General features: G+C 69.9%; 13 protein-coding genes. 7 read left to right on the top strand and 6 right to left on the bottom strand.

Annotated elements, in window-relative coordinates:
• Positions 1–83 precede the first annotated feature (83 nt).
• Together typA and AMETH_RS29170 are read left to right on the top strand one after the other, a co-directional pair.
• The gene (gene typA / locus AMETH_RS29175; protein WP_085929378.1) at positions 84–1,997 is read left to right on the top strand and encodes a translational GTPase TypA; all 1,914 of its coding nucleotides are present in this window, start codon (positions 84–86) and stop codon (positions 1,995–1,997) included.
• A 194-nt stretch (positions 1,998–2,191) separates the two neighbouring features.
• Positions 2,192–3,919 (top strand): ABC transporter family substrate-binding protein, encoded by a 1,728-nt coding sequence (locus tag AMETH_RS29170; RefSeq protein ID WP_026153476.1) that lies wholly within the window; start codon positions 2,192–2,194, stop codon positions 3,917–3,919.
• Between the two features lie 68 nt (positions 3,920–3,987).
• Here the strand turns inward: AMETH_RS29170 and AMETH_RS29165 are convergent, their stop codons facing one another.
• The 5 genes from AMETH_RS29165 to AMETH_RS29145 form a co-directional block, all read right to left on the bottom strand.
• Positions 3,988–5,040, bottom strand: a complete 1,053-nt coding sequence (locus AMETH_RS29165) for an ABC transporter ATP-binding protein (protein WP_017984749.1) — start codon at positions 5,038–5,040, stop codon at positions 3,988–3,990.
• Positions 5,037–6,122 carry an ABC transporter ATP-binding protein gene (locus AMETH_RS29160; RefSeq protein WP_017984748.1) on the bottom strand — a complete coding sequence of 362 codons (1,086 nt, stop codon included), beginning with the start codon at positions 6,120–6,122 and terminating at the stop codon, positions 5,037–5,039. Before AMETH_RS29160 ends, AMETH_RS29165 begins: the two co-directional genes overlap by 4 nt.
• Positions 6,119–7,057 carry an ABC transporter permease gene (locus AMETH_RS29155; protein ID WP_017984747.1) on the bottom strand — a complete coding sequence of 313 codons (939 nt, stop codon included), beginning with the start codon at positions 7,055–7,057 and terminating at the stop codon, positions 6,119–6,121. Before AMETH_RS29155 ends, AMETH_RS29160 begins: the two co-directional genes overlap by 4 nt.
• Positions 7,050–8,030, bottom strand: a complete 981-nt coding sequence (locus AMETH_RS29150) for an ABC transporter permease (RefSeq protein WP_017984746.1) — start codon at positions 8,028–8,030, stop codon at positions 7,050–7,052. The genes AMETH_RS29155 and AMETH_RS29150 overlap by 8 nt, the downstream gene beginning before the upstream one ends.
• A gap of 168 nt (positions 8,031–8,198) precedes the next feature.
• Positions 8,199–9,950: an ABC transporter family substrate-binding protein gene (locus AMETH_RS29145; RefSeq protein WP_017984745.1), complete on the bottom strand. Its 1,752-nt coding sequence runs from the start codon at positions 9,948–9,950 to the stop codon at positions 8,199–8,201.
• Between the two features lie 385 nt (positions 9,951–10,335).
• Here AMETH_RS29145 and mshB point away from each other — a divergent pair, with 385 nt between their 5' ends.
• Genes mshB through AMETH_RS29130 form a run of 3 tightly spaced genes read left to right on the top strand, consistent with a single transcriptional unit; the run spans position 10,336 to position 12,241 of the window.
• Positions 10,336–11,166 carry an N-acetyl-1-D-myo-inositol-2-amino-2-deoxy-alpha-D-glucopyranoside deacetylase gene (mshB, locus tag AMETH_RS29140; protein ID WP_017984744.1) on the top strand — a complete coding sequence of 277 codons (831 nt, stop codon included), beginning with the start codon at positions 10,336–10,338 and terminating at the stop codon, positions 11,164–11,166.
• On the top strand, positions 11,167–11,538 hold the full coding sequence (locus AMETH_RS29135; RefSeq protein WP_017984743.1) for a hypothetical protein: 372 nt from the start codon (positions 11,167–11,169) through the stop codon (positions 11,536–11,538).
• Complete coding sequence (locus tag AMETH_RS29130; protein ID WP_026153475.1) at positions 11,531–12,241, top strand: hypothetical protein; 711 nt, start codon at positions 11,531–11,533, stop codon at positions 12,239–12,241. The genes AMETH_RS29135 and AMETH_RS29130 overlap by 8 nt, the downstream gene beginning before the upstream one ends.
• Positions 12,242–12,244: 3 nt before the next feature.
• Here the strand turns inward: AMETH_RS29130 and AMETH_RS29125 are convergent, their stop codons facing one another.
• The gene (locus AMETH_RS29125; protein WP_026153474.1) at positions 12,245–13,024 is read right to left on the bottom strand and encodes a site-2 protease family protein; all 780 of its coding nucleotides are present in this window, start codon (positions 13,022–13,024) and stop codon (positions 12,245–12,247) included.
• A gap of 213 nt (positions 13,025–13,237) precedes the next feature.
• Between AMETH_RS29125 and AMETH_RS29120 the strand changes: the two genes are divergently transcribed.
• Positions 13,238–13,561, top strand: coding sequence for a WhiB family transcriptional regulator (locus tag AMETH_RS29120; protein WP_026153473.1), 324 nt, complete (start codon positions 13,238–13,240; stop codon positions 13,559–13,561).
• Between the two features lie 134 nt (positions 13,562–13,695).
• Positions 13,696–15,633 carry a hypothetical protein gene (locus tag AMETH_RS29115; protein ID WP_017984739.1) on the top strand — a complete coding sequence of 646 codons (1,938 nt, stop codon included), beginning with the start codon at positions 13,696–13,698 and terminating at the stop codon, positions 15,631–15,633.
• Positions 15,634–15,650: the final 17 nt, after the last annotated feature.

Raw genomic sequence — 15,650 nt, 5'->3', positions numbered from 1 at the left:
CGTGGCACTGGTCACAATGTGGTACCGGGTATCCTGAACGGGATCGCGTATGCCAAAGCGGGCCCGCGATTCATCCCTTCGAAATGTTCAGGAGCCCTCGCGTGCCCACAGCAACCGCCGAGAAGGTCCGCACCGACCTCCGCAACGTCGCCATCGTCGCGCACGTCGACCACGGGAAGACCACCCTGGTCGACGCCATGCTGCGGCAGTCCGGCGCCTTCGGCGAACGTGCCGAGCTCGTCGACCGCGTGATGGACTCGGGCGAGCTGGAACGTGAGAAGGGCATCACGATCCTCGCCAAGAACACCGCGATCCGCCGCCAGACCGCCGACGGCCCGGTCACCATCAACGTGATCGACACCCCCGGCCACGCCGACTTCGGCGGCGAGGTCGAGCGCGGCCTGTCCATGGTCGACGGCGTCCTGCTGCTGGTCGACGCCAGCGAGGGGCCGCTGCCGCAGACACGGTTCGTGCTGCGCAAGACCCTGCAGGCCGGGCTGCCGGTCGTGCTGGTGGTCAACAAGGTCGACCGCCCGGACGCCCGCATCGCCGAGGTCGTCGAGGAGACCCACGACCTGCTGCTCGACCTGGCGGGCGACATCGAGGACGCCGACCTGGACGCGGTCCTCGACCTGCCGGTGATCTACGCCTCCGCGCGGGCGGGCAAGGCGAGCCTGGAGCAGCCCGCCGACGGCGCGCTGCCGGACAGCGAGAACCTCGACCCGCTGTTCGACGTCCTGCTGCGCCACGTGCCGCCGCCGAAGGCCGACCCGGACAGCCCGCTGCAGGCCCTGGTCACCAACCTCGACGCGTCGAACTTCCTCGGCCGCATCGCGCTCATCCGCATCCACGCGGGCAAGCTCCGCAAGGGCCAGACCGTCGCGTGGCTGCGCGAGGACGGCTCGGTGCAGAACGTCCGGATCTCGGAGCTGCTGGTCACCGAGGCGCTGGAGCGGGTGCCCGCGCAGGAGGCCTCGGCCGGTGACCTGGTCGCCATCGCGGGCATCCCGGACATCACGATCGGGGACACGCTGGCCGACGTCGAGAACCCGGTGGCGCTGCCCCGGATCACCGTCGACGAGCCGGCCATCTCGATGACGATCGGCGTGAACACCTCGCCGCTGGCCGGCCGCAACGGCGGCGACAAGGTCACCGCGCGCCTGGTCAAGGCCCGGCTGGACCAGGAGCTGATCGGCAACGTGTCGATCCGCGTCCTGCCCACCGAGCGCCCGGACACCTGGGAGGTCCAGGGCCGTGGCGAGCTGGCGCTGGCGATCCTGGTCGAGCAGATGCGCCGCGAGGGCTTCGAGCTGACCGTCGGCAAGCCGCAGGTGGTCACCAAGACCATCGACGGCAAGCTGCACGAGCCGTTCGAGCGGCTCACGCTGGACATCCCCGAGGAGCACCTCGGCGCGGTCACCCAGCTGCTCGCCGCCCGCAAGGGCCGCATGGAGGACATGAGCGGGCACGGCACCGGCCGCATCAAGCTGGAGTTCGTGCTGCCCGCGCGTGGCCTGATCGGGTTCCGCACCGACTTCCTGACCGAGACCCGCGGCACCGGCATCGCGAACCACGTGTTCGAGGGCTACCACCCGTGGGCGGGCGAGATCCGCACCCGGCACAGCGGTTCGCTGGTCGCCGACCGGTCCGGACCGGTCACCTCCTACGCGATGATCCAGCTCGCCGACCGCGGCACGTTCTTCGTCGAGCCGGGCGCCGAGGTGTACGAGGGCATGGTCGTCGGCGAGAACCCGCGCGCCGAGGACCTCGACATCAACATCACCAAGGAGAAGAAGCTCACCAACATGCGCTCCTCCACCGGTGACGAGCTGGAGCGCCTGGCGCGCCCGCGCAAGCTGGGCCTGGAGGAGGCCCTGGAGTTCTGCGCCGCCGACGAGTGCGTCGAGGTCGCGCCGAACGCGGTGCGCGTGCGGAAGGTGACGCTGGAGATCACGCAGCGGGCCAAGGAGCGTTCGCGCGCCAAGTCGCGCGGCTGAGTTCGCCGAGCCGGGGGGCGTCCATCGCGGTGGGCGTCCCCCGTTCCGTTTTCCGGGGGAACCACGACACGCTCAGCAACGTCCACCTTTCGGCGGTACCTGATCCGGTGACAGCGAGTCCCGGCCGGTCTGGCAATCTCGGTACCGCGGCTACGGCCTTGTGACACCATCATGGGCTCATCAGGGGAGGCAGCGTGCGGGGAAGCGGTAAAGCGGCGGCACTGGTCACGGTGCTGCTGACCGCGTTGGCCGCCTGCACCAGCACCCCGCCGCCGCCGGTCGTGACGTCGCCGGTGGCCCAGTCGTCGAGCCCCGCGGCGCCGACGGCGTCGCAGATCGTGATCGGCGTCGACGACATCGCGGGCGGTTACAACCCGCACAACCTGGCCGACCAGTCCACGATCACCACGGCGCTGGCGCAGATGCTGCTGCCGTCGGTGTTCCGGCCCGACGCCAACGGCGAGAACCAGCTCGACACCACGCTGATGCGCTCGGCCGAGGTCACCTCGACCGACCCGTTCACGGTCACCTACCTGATCCGGCAGGACGCCTCGTGGTCCGACGGCGCGCCGATCGCGGTGGAGGACTTCGTCTACCTCGCCGAGGCCATGCGCGACCAGCCCGGTGTCGTACAGCCGGCCGGGTACCGGCTGATCAGCAACATCCAGCCCAGCGAGGGCGGCAAGGGCGTCCAGGTGACGTTCTCCGAGCCGTACCCGGGCTGGCGGACGCTGTTTTCGAACCTGCTGCCCCAGCACCTGCTCAAGGACGCGCCGGGCGGCTGGCAGGGCGCGCTGCAGGACAGCTTCCCGGCCTACGGCGGGCCGTTCTCGATCAAGACGCGGGACAACGCGCGTGGTGAGATCATCCTGGAGCGCAACGAGCGCTACTGGGACAAGCCGGCCGCGGTCGACCAGATCGTGCTGCGCCGGTCCGACGCCACCGGCCTGGCCGGCGCGCTGCGCAGTGGCAACGACCAGTTCGTCATGTCCCGCACCGACAGCGCCGGCTTGAACCAGTTCCAGGTGCTCGGGCCGAGCGTCCAGCTGAGCACGGTGGCCAGCCCGCGGGTGGCCGAGGTGCTGCTGCGCCCGGCGAACGGCCCGCTCGTGGACGACCAGGTGCGCGAGGCCGTGTCGGCGATCATCGACCGGAACAAGCTGATCGACGAGGGCACCGGCGGCGGCCCGTCGGCCGGGCTGCGGGCCGACGCGCAGGTGCGGTGGCCCTCGCAGGCCGGCTACGCGCCGACGATCCCCGCCGGTTACGGCGTGCCGGACCCGGCGAAGGCGGAGTCGCTGCTGACCGCGGCGGGCTACGTCAAGGAGGCCGGGATCTGGCGCAAGGACGGCAGGGCGCTCACGCTGGTCGTCGCGTCGCCGGGGCAGCAGGAGCCGTACGCGAGCATGGCGAAGGAGCTGAGCAACCAGCTCATCGCGGCCGGCATCCAGGTGAACACGCTGAACGCCCAGCCGCGCGACCTGTTCGCCAACCTGCTGGCGTTGCCGGTGAGCCAGGGCTCGACCGCCCCGACGGGCAACTCCGGCGCGGTGGGCGTCGACATCGCCGTGGTGCCGCTCCCGGTAGGCGGCGACGCGGCAACGGTCCTGGCGTCGACGTTCGGCTGCCGTCCCGGACAGTCCTCGCCGTCGGCGAACGTGGCGGTGGTCCCGGCGAACCCGGTCGCCGTCTGCGACGAAAACCTGCAGACGACGATCGAAGAGGCGCTGACCGGGGAGAAGCCGCTGGCGGACGCGCTGGCCGAACTGGAGCCGAAGCTGTGGGCGCAGCACACGGTGCTGCCGTTGTTCCAGCTGGCCGACACGCTCGCCACGGGACAGGGCATCTCCGGGATGACCGCGGGGCCGCCGCTGCTCGGCCCGTTCAGCGAAGCCGTGAACTGGACCCGCAGCCCCCGCTGACCAGAAGCTGACTCGGTGGCGGAACGAAGAAGGCCCCCGGCGGAACCGGGGGCCTTCTTCGTGAGAGATCAGATCAGCTGCCGCGCCTGCGCATAATGGCAAGCCGCCGGGTGACCCTGCCCTCGATCGACGAGCGACGGCTCCTCATCGATGCACTTCGAACGCTCCGCATCGCTCAACTCGTTCGCGAACTTCGGGCACCGCGTGCGGAACCGGCAGCCGCTCGGCGGGTTCGCCGGGCTCGGCACGTCACCGGTGATCACGATGCGCTCCCGCGAGCGTTCCTTGCGCGGGTCGGGCACCGGGATCGCGGAGATCAGCGCCTGCGTGTACGGGTGCGCCGGGTTCTCGAACAGCTCCTCCGACGGCGCCGTCTCGACGATCTTGCCCAGGTACATCACCGCGATGCGGTTGGCGATGTGCCGGACCACGGACAGGTCGTGCGACACGAACAGGTACGACAGCCCGAACTCCGACTGCAGGTCCTGCAGCAGGTTCAGCACACCGGCCTGGATGGACACGTCCAGCGCCGACACCGGCTCGTCCAGCACCAGCAGCTTCGGCTGCAGCGCGAGCGCCCGCGCGATGCCGATGCGCTGCCGCTGGCCGCCGGAGAACTCGTGCGGGTACCGGTTGCCGTGCTCGGGCCGCAGGCCGACCGTGGCGAGCAGCTCGCGCACCCGCTCCCGGCCGCCCTTTTCGTACAGGTTGTGGATCCGCAGCGGCTCCGCGATGATCTCGTTGACCGGCATGCGCGGGTCGACCGAGGCGTACGGGTCCTGGAACACGATCTGCATCTGCCTGCGCAGGCGCTGCATGTCCTTGCGGTTCAGTTTGTGCAGCTCGGTGCCTTCGAAGCGCACCTCGCCCGCGGTGGCCGGCTGCAGGTTCAGCACCACCCGCGCGGTGGTCGACTTCCCGCACCCCGACTCGCCGACGAGCGCCAGGGTCTCCCGCTCGTAGATGTCGAACGACACCCCGGACACGGCCTGGACCTCGCCGATCTGGCGCCGGATCAGCCCGCCGCTGCGCACCGGGAAGTGTTTGACGACGTCGCGGGCCGACAGCACCGGGGTCCGCTGGTCCTGCTCGGGCAGCACGCCGGCTGCGCTCTCGCTCATTCGGTCTTCTCCCCGGGGGTCACCGCGGCCACCGCGTCGACGTCGTCGACCGAGGTGGGGTTGAACAGATCAGTGGCTTCGCGGCCGGCCAGCTGGTCGCTGAAGTGGCAGGCCGCCTTGTGCAGACCGTCGGTGGTCGGCGCGAGCACCGGCTCCTCCTGGTCGCAGATGTCCTGCGCCATCGGGCAGCGCGGGCTGAACGGGCAGCCCGGCGGCATGTTGACCACCGAGGGCGGCGAGCCCGCGATCGGGGTGAGCCGGTCGGTCTTGATGTCCAGTCGCGGCAGGCTGCCGAGCAGGCCCAGCGTGTAGGGCATGCGCGGGGTGTAGAAGATGTCATCGACCGTGCCTGCCTCGACCACCTTGCCCGCGTACATGACCTGCACCCGGTCGGCCTGCCCGGCGATGACGCCGAGGTCGTGGGTGATCAGCACCATCGCGGCGCCGGTCTCCTGCTTCGCCGCCTGCAGCGCGTCCAGCACCTGCGCCTGCACGGTCACGTCCAGCGCGGTCGTCGGCTCGTCGGCGATGATCACCTCGGGCCGGTTGGCGATCGCGATCGCGATCACCACGCGCTGCCGCATACCGCCGGAGAGCTGGTGCGGGTACTCCGTGGCCCGCTGCTGCGGGTTCGGGATGCGCACCAGGTCCAGCAGCTCCACGGCCTGCTTGCGGGCCACGTCCTTGCGCACGTCGTGGTGCGCGGTGATGGCCTCGGCGATCTGGTCGCCCACCGGGTAGACCGGGTTCAGCGACGTCATCGGGTCCTGGAAGACCATCGCGATGCCGCTGCCGCGGACGCGCGTCATCTGCTTCTCGGACAGCTCCAGCAGGTTGCGGCCCTTGAAGTTGATCGTGCCCTCGACGCGCGCCGAGCGGGGCAGCAGGCCCATGATCGCCAGCGAGGTCACCGACTTGCCGGAGCCGGATTCACCGACGACACCCAGCACCTCACCGCGGCCGAGCTGGTAGCTCACACCGCGCACGGCCTGCACCAGGCCGTCGTCGCTGGGGAACTGGACGGTGAGGTCCTCCACCGAGAGGACGGGGTCGGCCGTCGTCTGGGAGTCGAACGAGGTCATGCGCGCACCTTCGTCTGCTGGGGGTCGAACGCGTCGCGGAGCCCGTCCCCGATGAAGTTGATCGTCAGCGCGATCAGGATGATGAACAGGCCCGGGAAGTAGAACAGCCACGGGCGGGTGTCGACCGCCGTCTGCGCGCTGCTCACCAGCAGGCCGAGCGAGGTGTCCGGCGGTCGCACACCGAAGCCGAGGAACGACAGCGCGGTCTCCAGCAGGATGCCGATGGACACCAGGATCGTCGCGTTCACGATCACCGAGCCGAGCGCGTTGGGCACCAGGTGCCGGAAGATGATCCGCGCGTCACCGGCGCCGAGCGCGCGGGCCGCCTCGATGAACTCCTTCTCCCGCAGCGACAGCACCACACCGCGCGCGACACGGGACACGTAGGCCCAGTACAGGCCGGCGATCACGACTGCGATCAGCCACCAGCTGCCACCCGCGTTGTGGCCGAGGACGGCGGCGACGGCCAGCAGCGGCAGGGTTAGCACCAGGTCGGCGATGCGCATCAGGACCGTGTCGATCCACCCGCGGTAGTAGCCGGCGACCGCGCCCCAGATCGTGCCGACCACCGTGGAGAAGATCGCGACCAGCACGGAGATCTGCAGCGAGATCTGGGTGCCGCGGAGCACCTGGGCCAGCATGTCCTTGCCGACCGCGTCGGTGCCGAACGGGTGCGCCAGCGACGGCGCCTCGGAGTTGTCCGGCGTGATGTCCTCGGGCCCGTACTTCCAGAGCCAGCCGCCGACGTAGGCCAGCAGCACGATCACGATCAGCAGGATCAGGCTCGCCACGGCGAGCCGGTGCTGCAGGAACCGGCGCAGGACCAGCTGGAACTGGCCGCGCTCCTGGACGGTGAACTCGCGCTCGACGGTGCCCTTGGGGCTGTCCTGCAGCTGGGCCGTCGCGGTGGTTTCGGTGGTCGAAGGCTCAGGCATGGCGGATCCTCGGGTCGAGCACGCCGTACAGCAGGTCGGCGACAAGGTTGAACAGGATGACGAAGGTCGCCGAGATCAGCAGCCAGGCCTCGACGGCGTACACGTCGCTCTGGGCGATGGCGTCCAGCAGGAAGGTACCCGCGCCCTGCCACTGGAACACCTTCTCGGTCACGACGGCTCCGGAGATGATGGACGCGAGGTCCAGCGCGGTGACGGTGGTCAGCGGGATGAGGGCGTTGCGCAGCGCGTGCCGCCGCATCACGACGCCGCGGGACAGGCCCTTGGCGCGGGCGAGCCGCACGTAGTCGCTGTTGAGCACCTCGAGCATCGACCCGCGCTGGAAGCGGCTCCAGGAGGCGTAGGAGATCAGCGCCAGCGAGATGGTCGGCAGGATCATGTGCCCCAGCACGTCGCCGAGGTGCGCCCAGAAGCCGCCCTGCACGTAGATCGAACTCGCGCCGATCGTGTAGAAGACCTGGTCGCCGACGGTGTTGTTGATGTTGATGCCGGCCTGCTTCAGGAGCACCGCGAGCCAGAACGCGGGCATCGACAGGAAGAGGAAACCGAAGAAGGTGGCCGTGTAGTCCAGCTTGGAGTACTGCTTCACGGCGCTGACGGCGCCGACGACGATCGCCAGGATCAGCGCGATGACCATCGCGAGGAAGATCAGGCGGAACGTGACGCCGAAGCGGGAGATGACCTCCGACCCGATGTCCATCGTCGAGTTGACGGATGGGCCGAAGTCGCCGCGGAAGATGCCGGTGATCCAGTTCCAGTACCGCTCCATCAGCGGCTGGTCCAGGTGCAGCCGGTGGGTCTCGGCGGCGATGGTCTGCGGGGGCGGTGGCGGATTTCGGGTGATGAGGTTGCTGAGCGGGTTGGCCGACAGCGACACCATCACGAAGACGACGAACGTCGACAAGATGAGGATCGGCACCGACACGAGCAGCCGGCGCAATGCGAAGGCGAGCATGGAGGTCTTCCTGCTGAAGTTCGACCAGCACGCCGCTCGTGACGGCGGAACCGGGCGGCGCGACCTGTCTAGTTGTGGTGGTTTCGTGCGGTTAGGGGGTGGGGGAGACCGGCGTCGCCGGCCTCCCCCACCGAATTACTTCTCAGTAATGTACTCCGGCTTGGCTGGTCAGCCCTTCCGGATGCCCCATTCCTGCATGTTGTAGACCGGCCCGTCGAGGGTCGAGTTGTTGCGGATGTTGGCGATGTTGTCGTACGACGCGATGAAGGTCGGCTTCTGGTACAGCGGAAGCACGTACGCGTCGTCGGCCATGATCTGGTCGGCCTGGTTGAGCAGTTCCGCCGCCTTCGCCTGGTCGGTCTCGGCGTTGGCCTGCGCGATCAGGTTGTCGACCTGGGTGTTGCTGTACTCGCCGTAGTTGCTCTCCGAACCGGTGGTCCAGTTCTGCTGCGCACCGGAGAACGGGAACGGCGAGGCGACCCACGCGAACACGATCACGTCGAAGTCGCCGTTGCTGGTGGTGTCACCGAGGTCGTCGGTGGGGATGATGTCCACCTTGACGCCCAGCTGGCTCGCGGCCTGCTGGAACAGCTCGCACTCGTTCTGGCGGATCTGGTTGCCCACGGTGTAGCGCATCCGCAGGGCGGGCACCGGCGCGCCGCTCGGGTCGATCAGCTGGTCGCCCTGCAGCTTGTAACCGGCCTCGGTGAGGATCTGCTTCGCCTTGTTGATGTCACCTGTGCCCTGGCCGGTGGACGAGATGACGTCCTTGTAGCCCTCCTGGCCCGGCATGAAGTTGTGGTTCTGCAGCGGCTTCACCTTGTCGGTGAACTGGCCGACGGTCTTGTCGATGACGCCCTGGACGTCGACCGCGGTGTACAGCGCCTGACGCAGTGCCTTGTTGGCCAGCGCCGGGTTCTTCAGGTTGAAGTCGAAGTGCTCCCAGGTCAGGCCGAGGCCGATGTAGGAGGACACGTTCGGGATGTTGCGCACCTGGTTGACCAGGTCGACCTGCGGCTGCGGGTAGATGACCTGGACCTCGTTGTTCTGCAGGGCCGTCGGCTCCTGCGAGGCGTCGGTGATGATCCGGAAGATCACGCGCGACAGCTTCGGCTTGGCGCCCCACCACGCGGGGTTCGGCACCATGGTGATCGACACGTTGTTCTGGAAGTTGTCGATCTTCCACGGGCCGCCGGACCAGGTCGGAACCGTCTCGCCGAACCACTTGTACGACTCGGCCAGGCCGGCCGGGGTGTTCAGGTCACCGTGCTGGGCGGCCAGGTGCGCGGGGTACATCGCACCGGTCGAGCTCCACAGGACCTTCCAGTCGGTGAACGGGTTGGTGAAGGTCACGGTGACCGTCTTGCCGTTGTCCGAGCCCACGACCGAGGCGATCCGGTCGTAACCGGAGGTGCTGGCGGGGGCGCAGTCCGGGCAGTCCTTGCCGTTCTGGACCTTCCAGTTGTAGATGAAGTCGTCCGCCGTGATCGGCGTGCCGTCGGACCACACGGCCTTCGGGTTGATCTTGTAGACCACCGTCTGCGGGTTCGTGCTGGTGATGTCGGCCGAGGTCACGAAGTCCGTCGCCAGCGTCGGCTTGAGGTCCGGCGTCGTGTAGAAGGTGTAGGGCAGGATGCCCTTGGTCACCATGCCGGTCTCGAAGACGTTGCCCTCACCGGACGTGACGTTCCAGTTCGGGATGTTCTTCTCGATCGCGAAGGTGACGTCACCGCCGTCCTGCAGCTGGTCAGCGGCGGCCGAGTTGCACCCGTTGGCGTTGGCGTCGCACTCGGCGAAGGCCTGTCCGGTCTGCACGCCGCTGTTGCCACCACCGCCGCCGCCACACGCGGCGAGGACCAGCGCTGCGGTCGCGGCGAGCGCGCCGATTCTGGCGGCACGTGACTTGGTCTTCCCTAACATTCATTACTCCTTGCTCGACGCCGTCGTGGGTAGCGAGGCGGCCTCGTCCTGTGGCGGCGAACTGTCGAGGTGATCGAGTTTGCTCACCGTAGTCGTGCAACTTAGGCAGCGGAACAGCCGAGACGGACACTCAGCGTGAGATTGTGATGGAACAGTGACGCGCGGTCCCTAACTCGAACGGGTGACGAGAGTCGCCGTTCGTGGCCGCCGGTCCTGCCCACCGGATCTCGGTGCACGGGCACCCCTTCTTGGATTTCCCCTGCTACGGCGCGGTGCGTAGCTCGGGGGAGAATAACCGACGCGTCCCACTTTGTGGACCCCACGAAAGGACTAGTCATACGCCTGTGACAGGAACGCCACACAATCTTCTAATTAACCTGAAGTCGTGACCGCTACCTCCGCACGTAGGCTCCTCCTCGTCCACGCCCACCCGGACGACGAGAGCATCACCACCGGCGGGACCATCGCCCGCTACGCCGCCGAAGGGGTTGAGACGACCCTCGTGACCTGCACACTCGGTGAGGAGGGGGAGATCATCCCGAAGCGGCTCGACCAGCTCGGGGCGTGGGCGGGGGACCAGCTCGGGGGCTACCGAGCGGGGGAACTGGCATCCGCCGTCCGGGCGCTCGGGTTGACCCGGCAGTGTTATCTGGGGGGTATCGGGCGCTGGCGTGATTCCGGCATGGCAGGCACGCCGTCGGCCGATCACCCGCGGGCGTTTTCCGGAGGAGATCCACGTGAGCAGGCCGCCCAGCTGCGGGCCGTTCTCGACGAGACGCGGCCCCATGTGGTGGTGACCTACAACGACTTCGGCGGGTATGGGCACCCGGACCACATCCGGGCACACGCAGTAACCATGCTCGCCGTCGAGGACGCCCCCTACGTGCGGCGGGTCTTCCACATCGCCGCCTCCCGCGACGCGCTCGCCCGCGGGGTCGCGCGCCTGCGTGCGGAGCCCGGCCTGCCGTGGCGGCTGCCCGCAGACGGCGAGCTCCCGGTCATCCCGGACGAGGAGATCACCACCGCCATCGACGTGCGCGACCACCTCGACGCCAAGATCGCGGCGCTGGCCGCCCACGAGACGCAGATCAGCGTGCGGCCGCCGGCGTTCGCGTTGTCCAACGGCATCGCGCAGCCCATCGACGAGGTCGAGCACTATGTACTCGTGCGCGGCCCGGCGGAGGGCGCGGAGCGCGACCTGTTCGGAGGGCTGTAGGTGTCCAGGCTGCTGCTGGTGCTGCTGGTGCTCGACGCGGCGCTGCTGGCCGTGCTCGAGCTGTTCTTCCTGCCGCTGTACGTCGGCGGGACCATCCCGTTCCCGGTGATGGTGCTCGTCGCGGCGCTCACCACCCCGCTGCTCGTGCGGCTGGCCGGACGGCTGGTGGCGCGGCGCGCGGCGTTTGCGCCGCTCGTCGCGTGGGTACTGGTGATAGTGATCGTCGGGCTGTTCGGGCCCGGCGGGGATCTCGTGCTGCTGCGGGACTGGCGAGCGTTGCTGCTCATCGCCGGCGGGGCGCTGCCGGCGGCCATGAGCCTCGGTGGCGCGCTCGCCGAACCGCCGAAGAAGGGTGCTGCCAGCCGTGGGTGAAGCGATTTCCGATCGTCAGGTCGTCGGCGTGCTGCGCCCGGTCGTGCGCGCGTCCGGCCCGGTGCTGCTCGCGTTGCGCACGCCGGGCCGCCTGGAGGGCCTGGCTTCGGTGCGGGTGCCCGGTTCGGCCGCGTGGGAGGCGACCGACCGCGACGGCCACATCGACTGGTGGGTCAACCGCCTCGGCAGGCTGACGTCGCTGGTCACCTCGATCCCCGGGCTCGGCGGCGCGCTCGCCGACCGGCTGCCGGTCCAGGACGCGCTCGGCACGGCCACGCAGGCCCTGCTGCTGACCGCCATCGCGGAGGAGTACGGCATCCGCGACGTCGGCGAGAAGGTCCGGCTGGTCGCCTGGGTGCTCTTCCAGCGCGACATCGACCCGGCGCTCGCCGCGGGCAAGAACGAGGACTTCGACGTCGCCGACGAGGACGCCGAGACCGCCAAGCTGGCCGGCGAGTTCTCCCAGGTGGAGCAGCGACCGCGCCGCATCACGCTGAAGTCGGCCGGTAAGACGCTGTGGCGCATGGGCCGCTCGCTCCTGGCCATCACCGACGAGCTGGACAAGCGGCCGCACGGCCGGTTCTACCACCGGGCCGTCGGGATGCTGCCGGTGGTCGGCATGGTCGGCGACTACCTCGGCGAGCGCAGCGGGCTGAAGCGGGTCGTGCGCCGCGCGGACGAGTGGCTCGCCCGCGCGGCCTGAACCTCAGTGGCGCCAGAACAGGAAGGTGTACTGGCCGACCGCCGCCGCGATGTCGTCGCCGCCGATCGCTCCGTAGATGAACGAGACCAGGTCCCAGAACGCGTCGCCCACCGCGGGAACCGCGAACAGCAGGGCGAACAGGACCAGTGGCGCCCACGGCCGCGCCTTCGCGCCGAACTCGCGCGCGTCCGGTGACAGGTACGGCTCGATCGCGCCGTAGCCGTCGAGCCCGGGCACCGGCAGGATGTTCAGCACGAACGTCGCGATCTGCAGCAGCGCCAGGAACGACAGGCCCACCAGCAGGCCGGCCGGCATCGGCACCAGCATCACGACCACGGTCAGCACGATGCCGATCAGCAGGTTGGACAGCGGGCCGGCGAGCGACACCCAGGACGCGACCCCGCGGGTGCGCAGCGCCCAGCGGTTGATCCACACCGCGCCACCGGGCAGCGGGATGCCGCCGATGAGCAGGAAGACGAGCGGCAGCACGATCGACAGCACCGGATCGGTGTAGTGCCGGACGTCCATCGACAGGTAGCCCTTCGAGGCCACCTCGTAGTCGCCGCCCTTGAAGGCGACGAAGGCGTGCCCGAACTCGTGCAGCGTGAGTGAGAGCACCCAGCCGGCGATCACCAGGATGAAGACGCCGGCTACCACCATCGGGTCTTGGTCGGAAGTGAGCAGTGTGCTCGCGTCACCGAACGCGGCCAGTAGGCCACCCACTACGGTGAGTGCGAGAATGCCGAAGAAGACAGGACTTGGTCGGACCGCGGATCGTTGCACGGGGTCCAGTCTGTCGCATCCTGGCGAGTTGATGTTCGGCGTGTCCGCTTGCGCGACGGGGCAGAAGCATCCCCCAACCTCGCTACTCCGCTTGACCTAGCCTCATTACACGGGTGTAATCACAGTGCTGTTATTCGTTGCTGCAAGGGGGCGACGGTGACGGCGATGCAAGACCGCCAGCCTGGGGAGTGCGTGGAAGCAGAGGAGGCGGACGTGCGGTTGGAATCCGACGGAAGGGATTGGGGGAACGTCGTGGAGTGGCGAGAAGGCCCGGAAGTGGAGCTGGGCGAGCTCGTCGACCTCTTCGACAACGACGAGCCCCCCGAGTGGCAGGACCGCGCACTGTGCGCGCAGACCGATCCAGAGGCGTTCTTCCCGGAGAAGGGCGGCTCGACCCGTGAGGCGAAGCGGATTTGCCAGGGCTGCGAAGTGAAGGGCGAATGCCTGGAGTATGCGCTGGCCCACGACGAGCGCTTCGGCATCTGGGGTGGTCTGTCCGAACGGGAGCGTCGGAAGCTCAAAAAGCGGGCTGTGTAAGGGAATTTAACGCCTGCTTCACAACGAGGTGACAGGTCTCCGCGTGCTCGTGCGGGTGCGTGGAGTCACGGTCGGCTCAGCTAGGCTGGCGCGGCAAAGATCCTCACCGATCGCCGCCGCCCACTGGAGAAGCCTTGCCCGACAACGTGAACGTCCCGGACAGGACCTCGAAGGTGGCCAGGATCGCCCCGGTGGTGGGCGTTTTCGTGGTGCTCGCCGCGCTGGGGCTGTCGGTGAACGCGGGACGACTGGGGTTCGACCTCGCGGGCGGACGGCTCCTCGAAGCCGGTTCGCTGAGCGAGGTCTGGTCGGCTTACCTCGCGGGCTGGCATGCCGTGGACGGCGGCACCGCGAGCGCCGCGCCTGCCGCGCTGGCCGTGCTCGGCACCTTCGGTGCGGTGTTCACGCCGCACGGGTTCGTGTCGTTGCTGATGATCGCCGACGCTCCGCTCGCCGGGGTGTCGGCGTTCTTCGCGACGCGGCGGTTGCCGGTGCAGCCGTGGGTGCGGGCGGTGATCGCCGCCGCCTACGGACTGCTGCCCGCCGCGACCGCGGCGGTGTCGCAGGGCCGGCTCGACGTCGTGGCCGCCCACATCCTGCTGCCGCCGGTGATCGCCGGCATCGCGGGCGTGCTCGCCGATCCGGGGCAGCGGTGGCTGCACTCGTCGTCGCTGTGCGCGCTCGGCCTGGCGTTGCTCGGCGCGTTCTCGCCGCTGGCGCATCTGCTCGCGCTGGCCGGGCTGGTCGTCGGGTTCGTCGTGCTGCCCTCGCCGGCGCCGCCGCTCAAGCGCGCCGCGTCGGTGGTCATCGTCGTGCTGGTGCCGTTGGCGTTGCTCATGCCGTGGCCGACCGTGCTGGTCAACCACCCGGCGCTGGTGCTGCACGGACTGAGCGGGCCGGGCGATCCGGTGACCGCGGTCGACCTGGCCGGGCTGGACCCGGGCGGTGCCGGGGCGTGGCCTGCCGGGCTCGCGTTGCTGCTGGCGGCCGTGATCGCGTTCGCGGTGCGCCCCAGCCGGGCCGCCGGGGCCGGGCTCGCCGTGGTGGTGCTCGGCGTCGCCGGACTGCTGGTCGTGCGGCTGGTGGAAGTGGCGCCGCTGCAGGGCGGGCCGGTGTCACCGGGCTTCGCCGGGGTGCCGCTGCTGGTCATCGGGGCTGGGCTGTTGTGGGTCGTGCTGTCGGCGTGCCGTGGCCCGGTCGGAAAGCCCTTTCTCGCTGGTGGCGCGGTGCTGCTGGTGGCGCTGGCCGTCGGGGTCGTCGTGGCGGGCAGCGGCGGGCCGCTGCACTCCGGCGGCGGGCCGGCGCTGGCGCAGGACCAGGCCGACGAGCTCGCCCGAACCGGCCGGTCGGTGCTGCTGCTGGACGCCGGGGACGCGCCCGCGCTGCAGACGGGCGGCCGGATGCCGCGGTTCGGGGACGAGCAGCTGGCGGTGAGCGCGGCGACGCCCGCCCGGCTGGCCGGGTGGCAGGACGCGCTGACCGACCCCGAGCCGGGCCGGACCAGGGCCGCCCTGTCCGGCGCCGCGGCGTCGGGGGCGTTGTTCGTGGTGCTCCCGGCGGGCGCCGATCCGCGCCCGATCGTGACGATGGCCGGCGACCTGGCGTCGTCGGTCGCGCCGACGTCCGACGGGCGGCCGGTGCTGCGGCTGCTGGAGCCGGGCGGGCAGGTCGTGCTGATCCCGCCCGGGGTGGCGCGTCAGGCGGTGACCTCGCAGGCGCCGACCAGCACGCTCGGGGTGACGCCGGTGGACGCGCAGCTGCCGGACGTGCGGGTGCGGGTGTCGGAGGGCGTGCCGGGGCGGCTGCTGGTGCTGGCCGCCGAGCACGAGGACGGGTGGCGGGCACGGGTGGACGGCAAGCCGGTGCCGATCGTGCCGGCGTGGGGGCACCAGGTGGCGGTCGCGGTGCCGACCACCCAGGCCGAGGTGACGCTCGAGCACCCATCGACCCTGCGGGACGTGCTGCTGCTGGTCCAGATCGCGGCCGCGCTGTTCACCCTGCTGACCGCGGTGCCGACCCGGCTGCGCGAGCCGCGCCCGCTGGAGCCGACCTCGGAGCCGGCGCACTCCTGAGCAATCCGGCAGGTCGG

This window comes from Amycolatopsis methanolica 239 (assembly GCF_000739085.1).
GTDB classification, from domain to species: domain Bacteria; phylum Actinomycetota; class Actinomycetes; order Mycobacteriales; family Pseudonocardiaceae; genus Amycolatopsis_E; species Amycolatopsis_E methanolica.
This window is presented reverse-complemented; position numbering and strand designations above follow the sequence as displayed.

Bases quoted from the DNA above. Each gene is read 5' to 3' on its own strand.
- typA (WP_085929378.1), top strand. From the start codon at position 84: ATGTTCAGGAGCCCTCGCGTGCCCACAGCAACCGCCGAGAAGGTCCGC.
- AMETH_RS29165 (WP_017984749.1), bottom strand. From the start codon at position 5,040: ATGAGCGAGAGCGCAGCCGGCGTGCTGCCCGAGCAGGACCAGCGGACC.
- AMETH_RS29145 (WP_017984745.1), bottom strand. From the start codon at position 9,950: ATGTTAGGGAAGACCAAGTCACGTGCCGCCAGAATCGGCGCGCTCGCC.
- AMETH_RS29160 (WP_017984748.1), bottom strand. From the start codon at position 6,122: ATGACCTCGTTCGACTCCCAGACGACGGCCGACCCCGTCCTCTCGGTG.
- AMETH_RS29155 (WP_017984747.1), bottom strand. From the start codon at position 7,057: ATGCCTGAGCCTTCGACCACCGAAACCACCGCGACGGCCCAGCTGCAG.
- AMETH_RS29150 (WP_017984746.1), bottom strand. From the start codon at position 8,030: ATGCTCGCCTTCGCATTGCGCCGGCTGCTCGTGTCGGTGCCGATCCTC.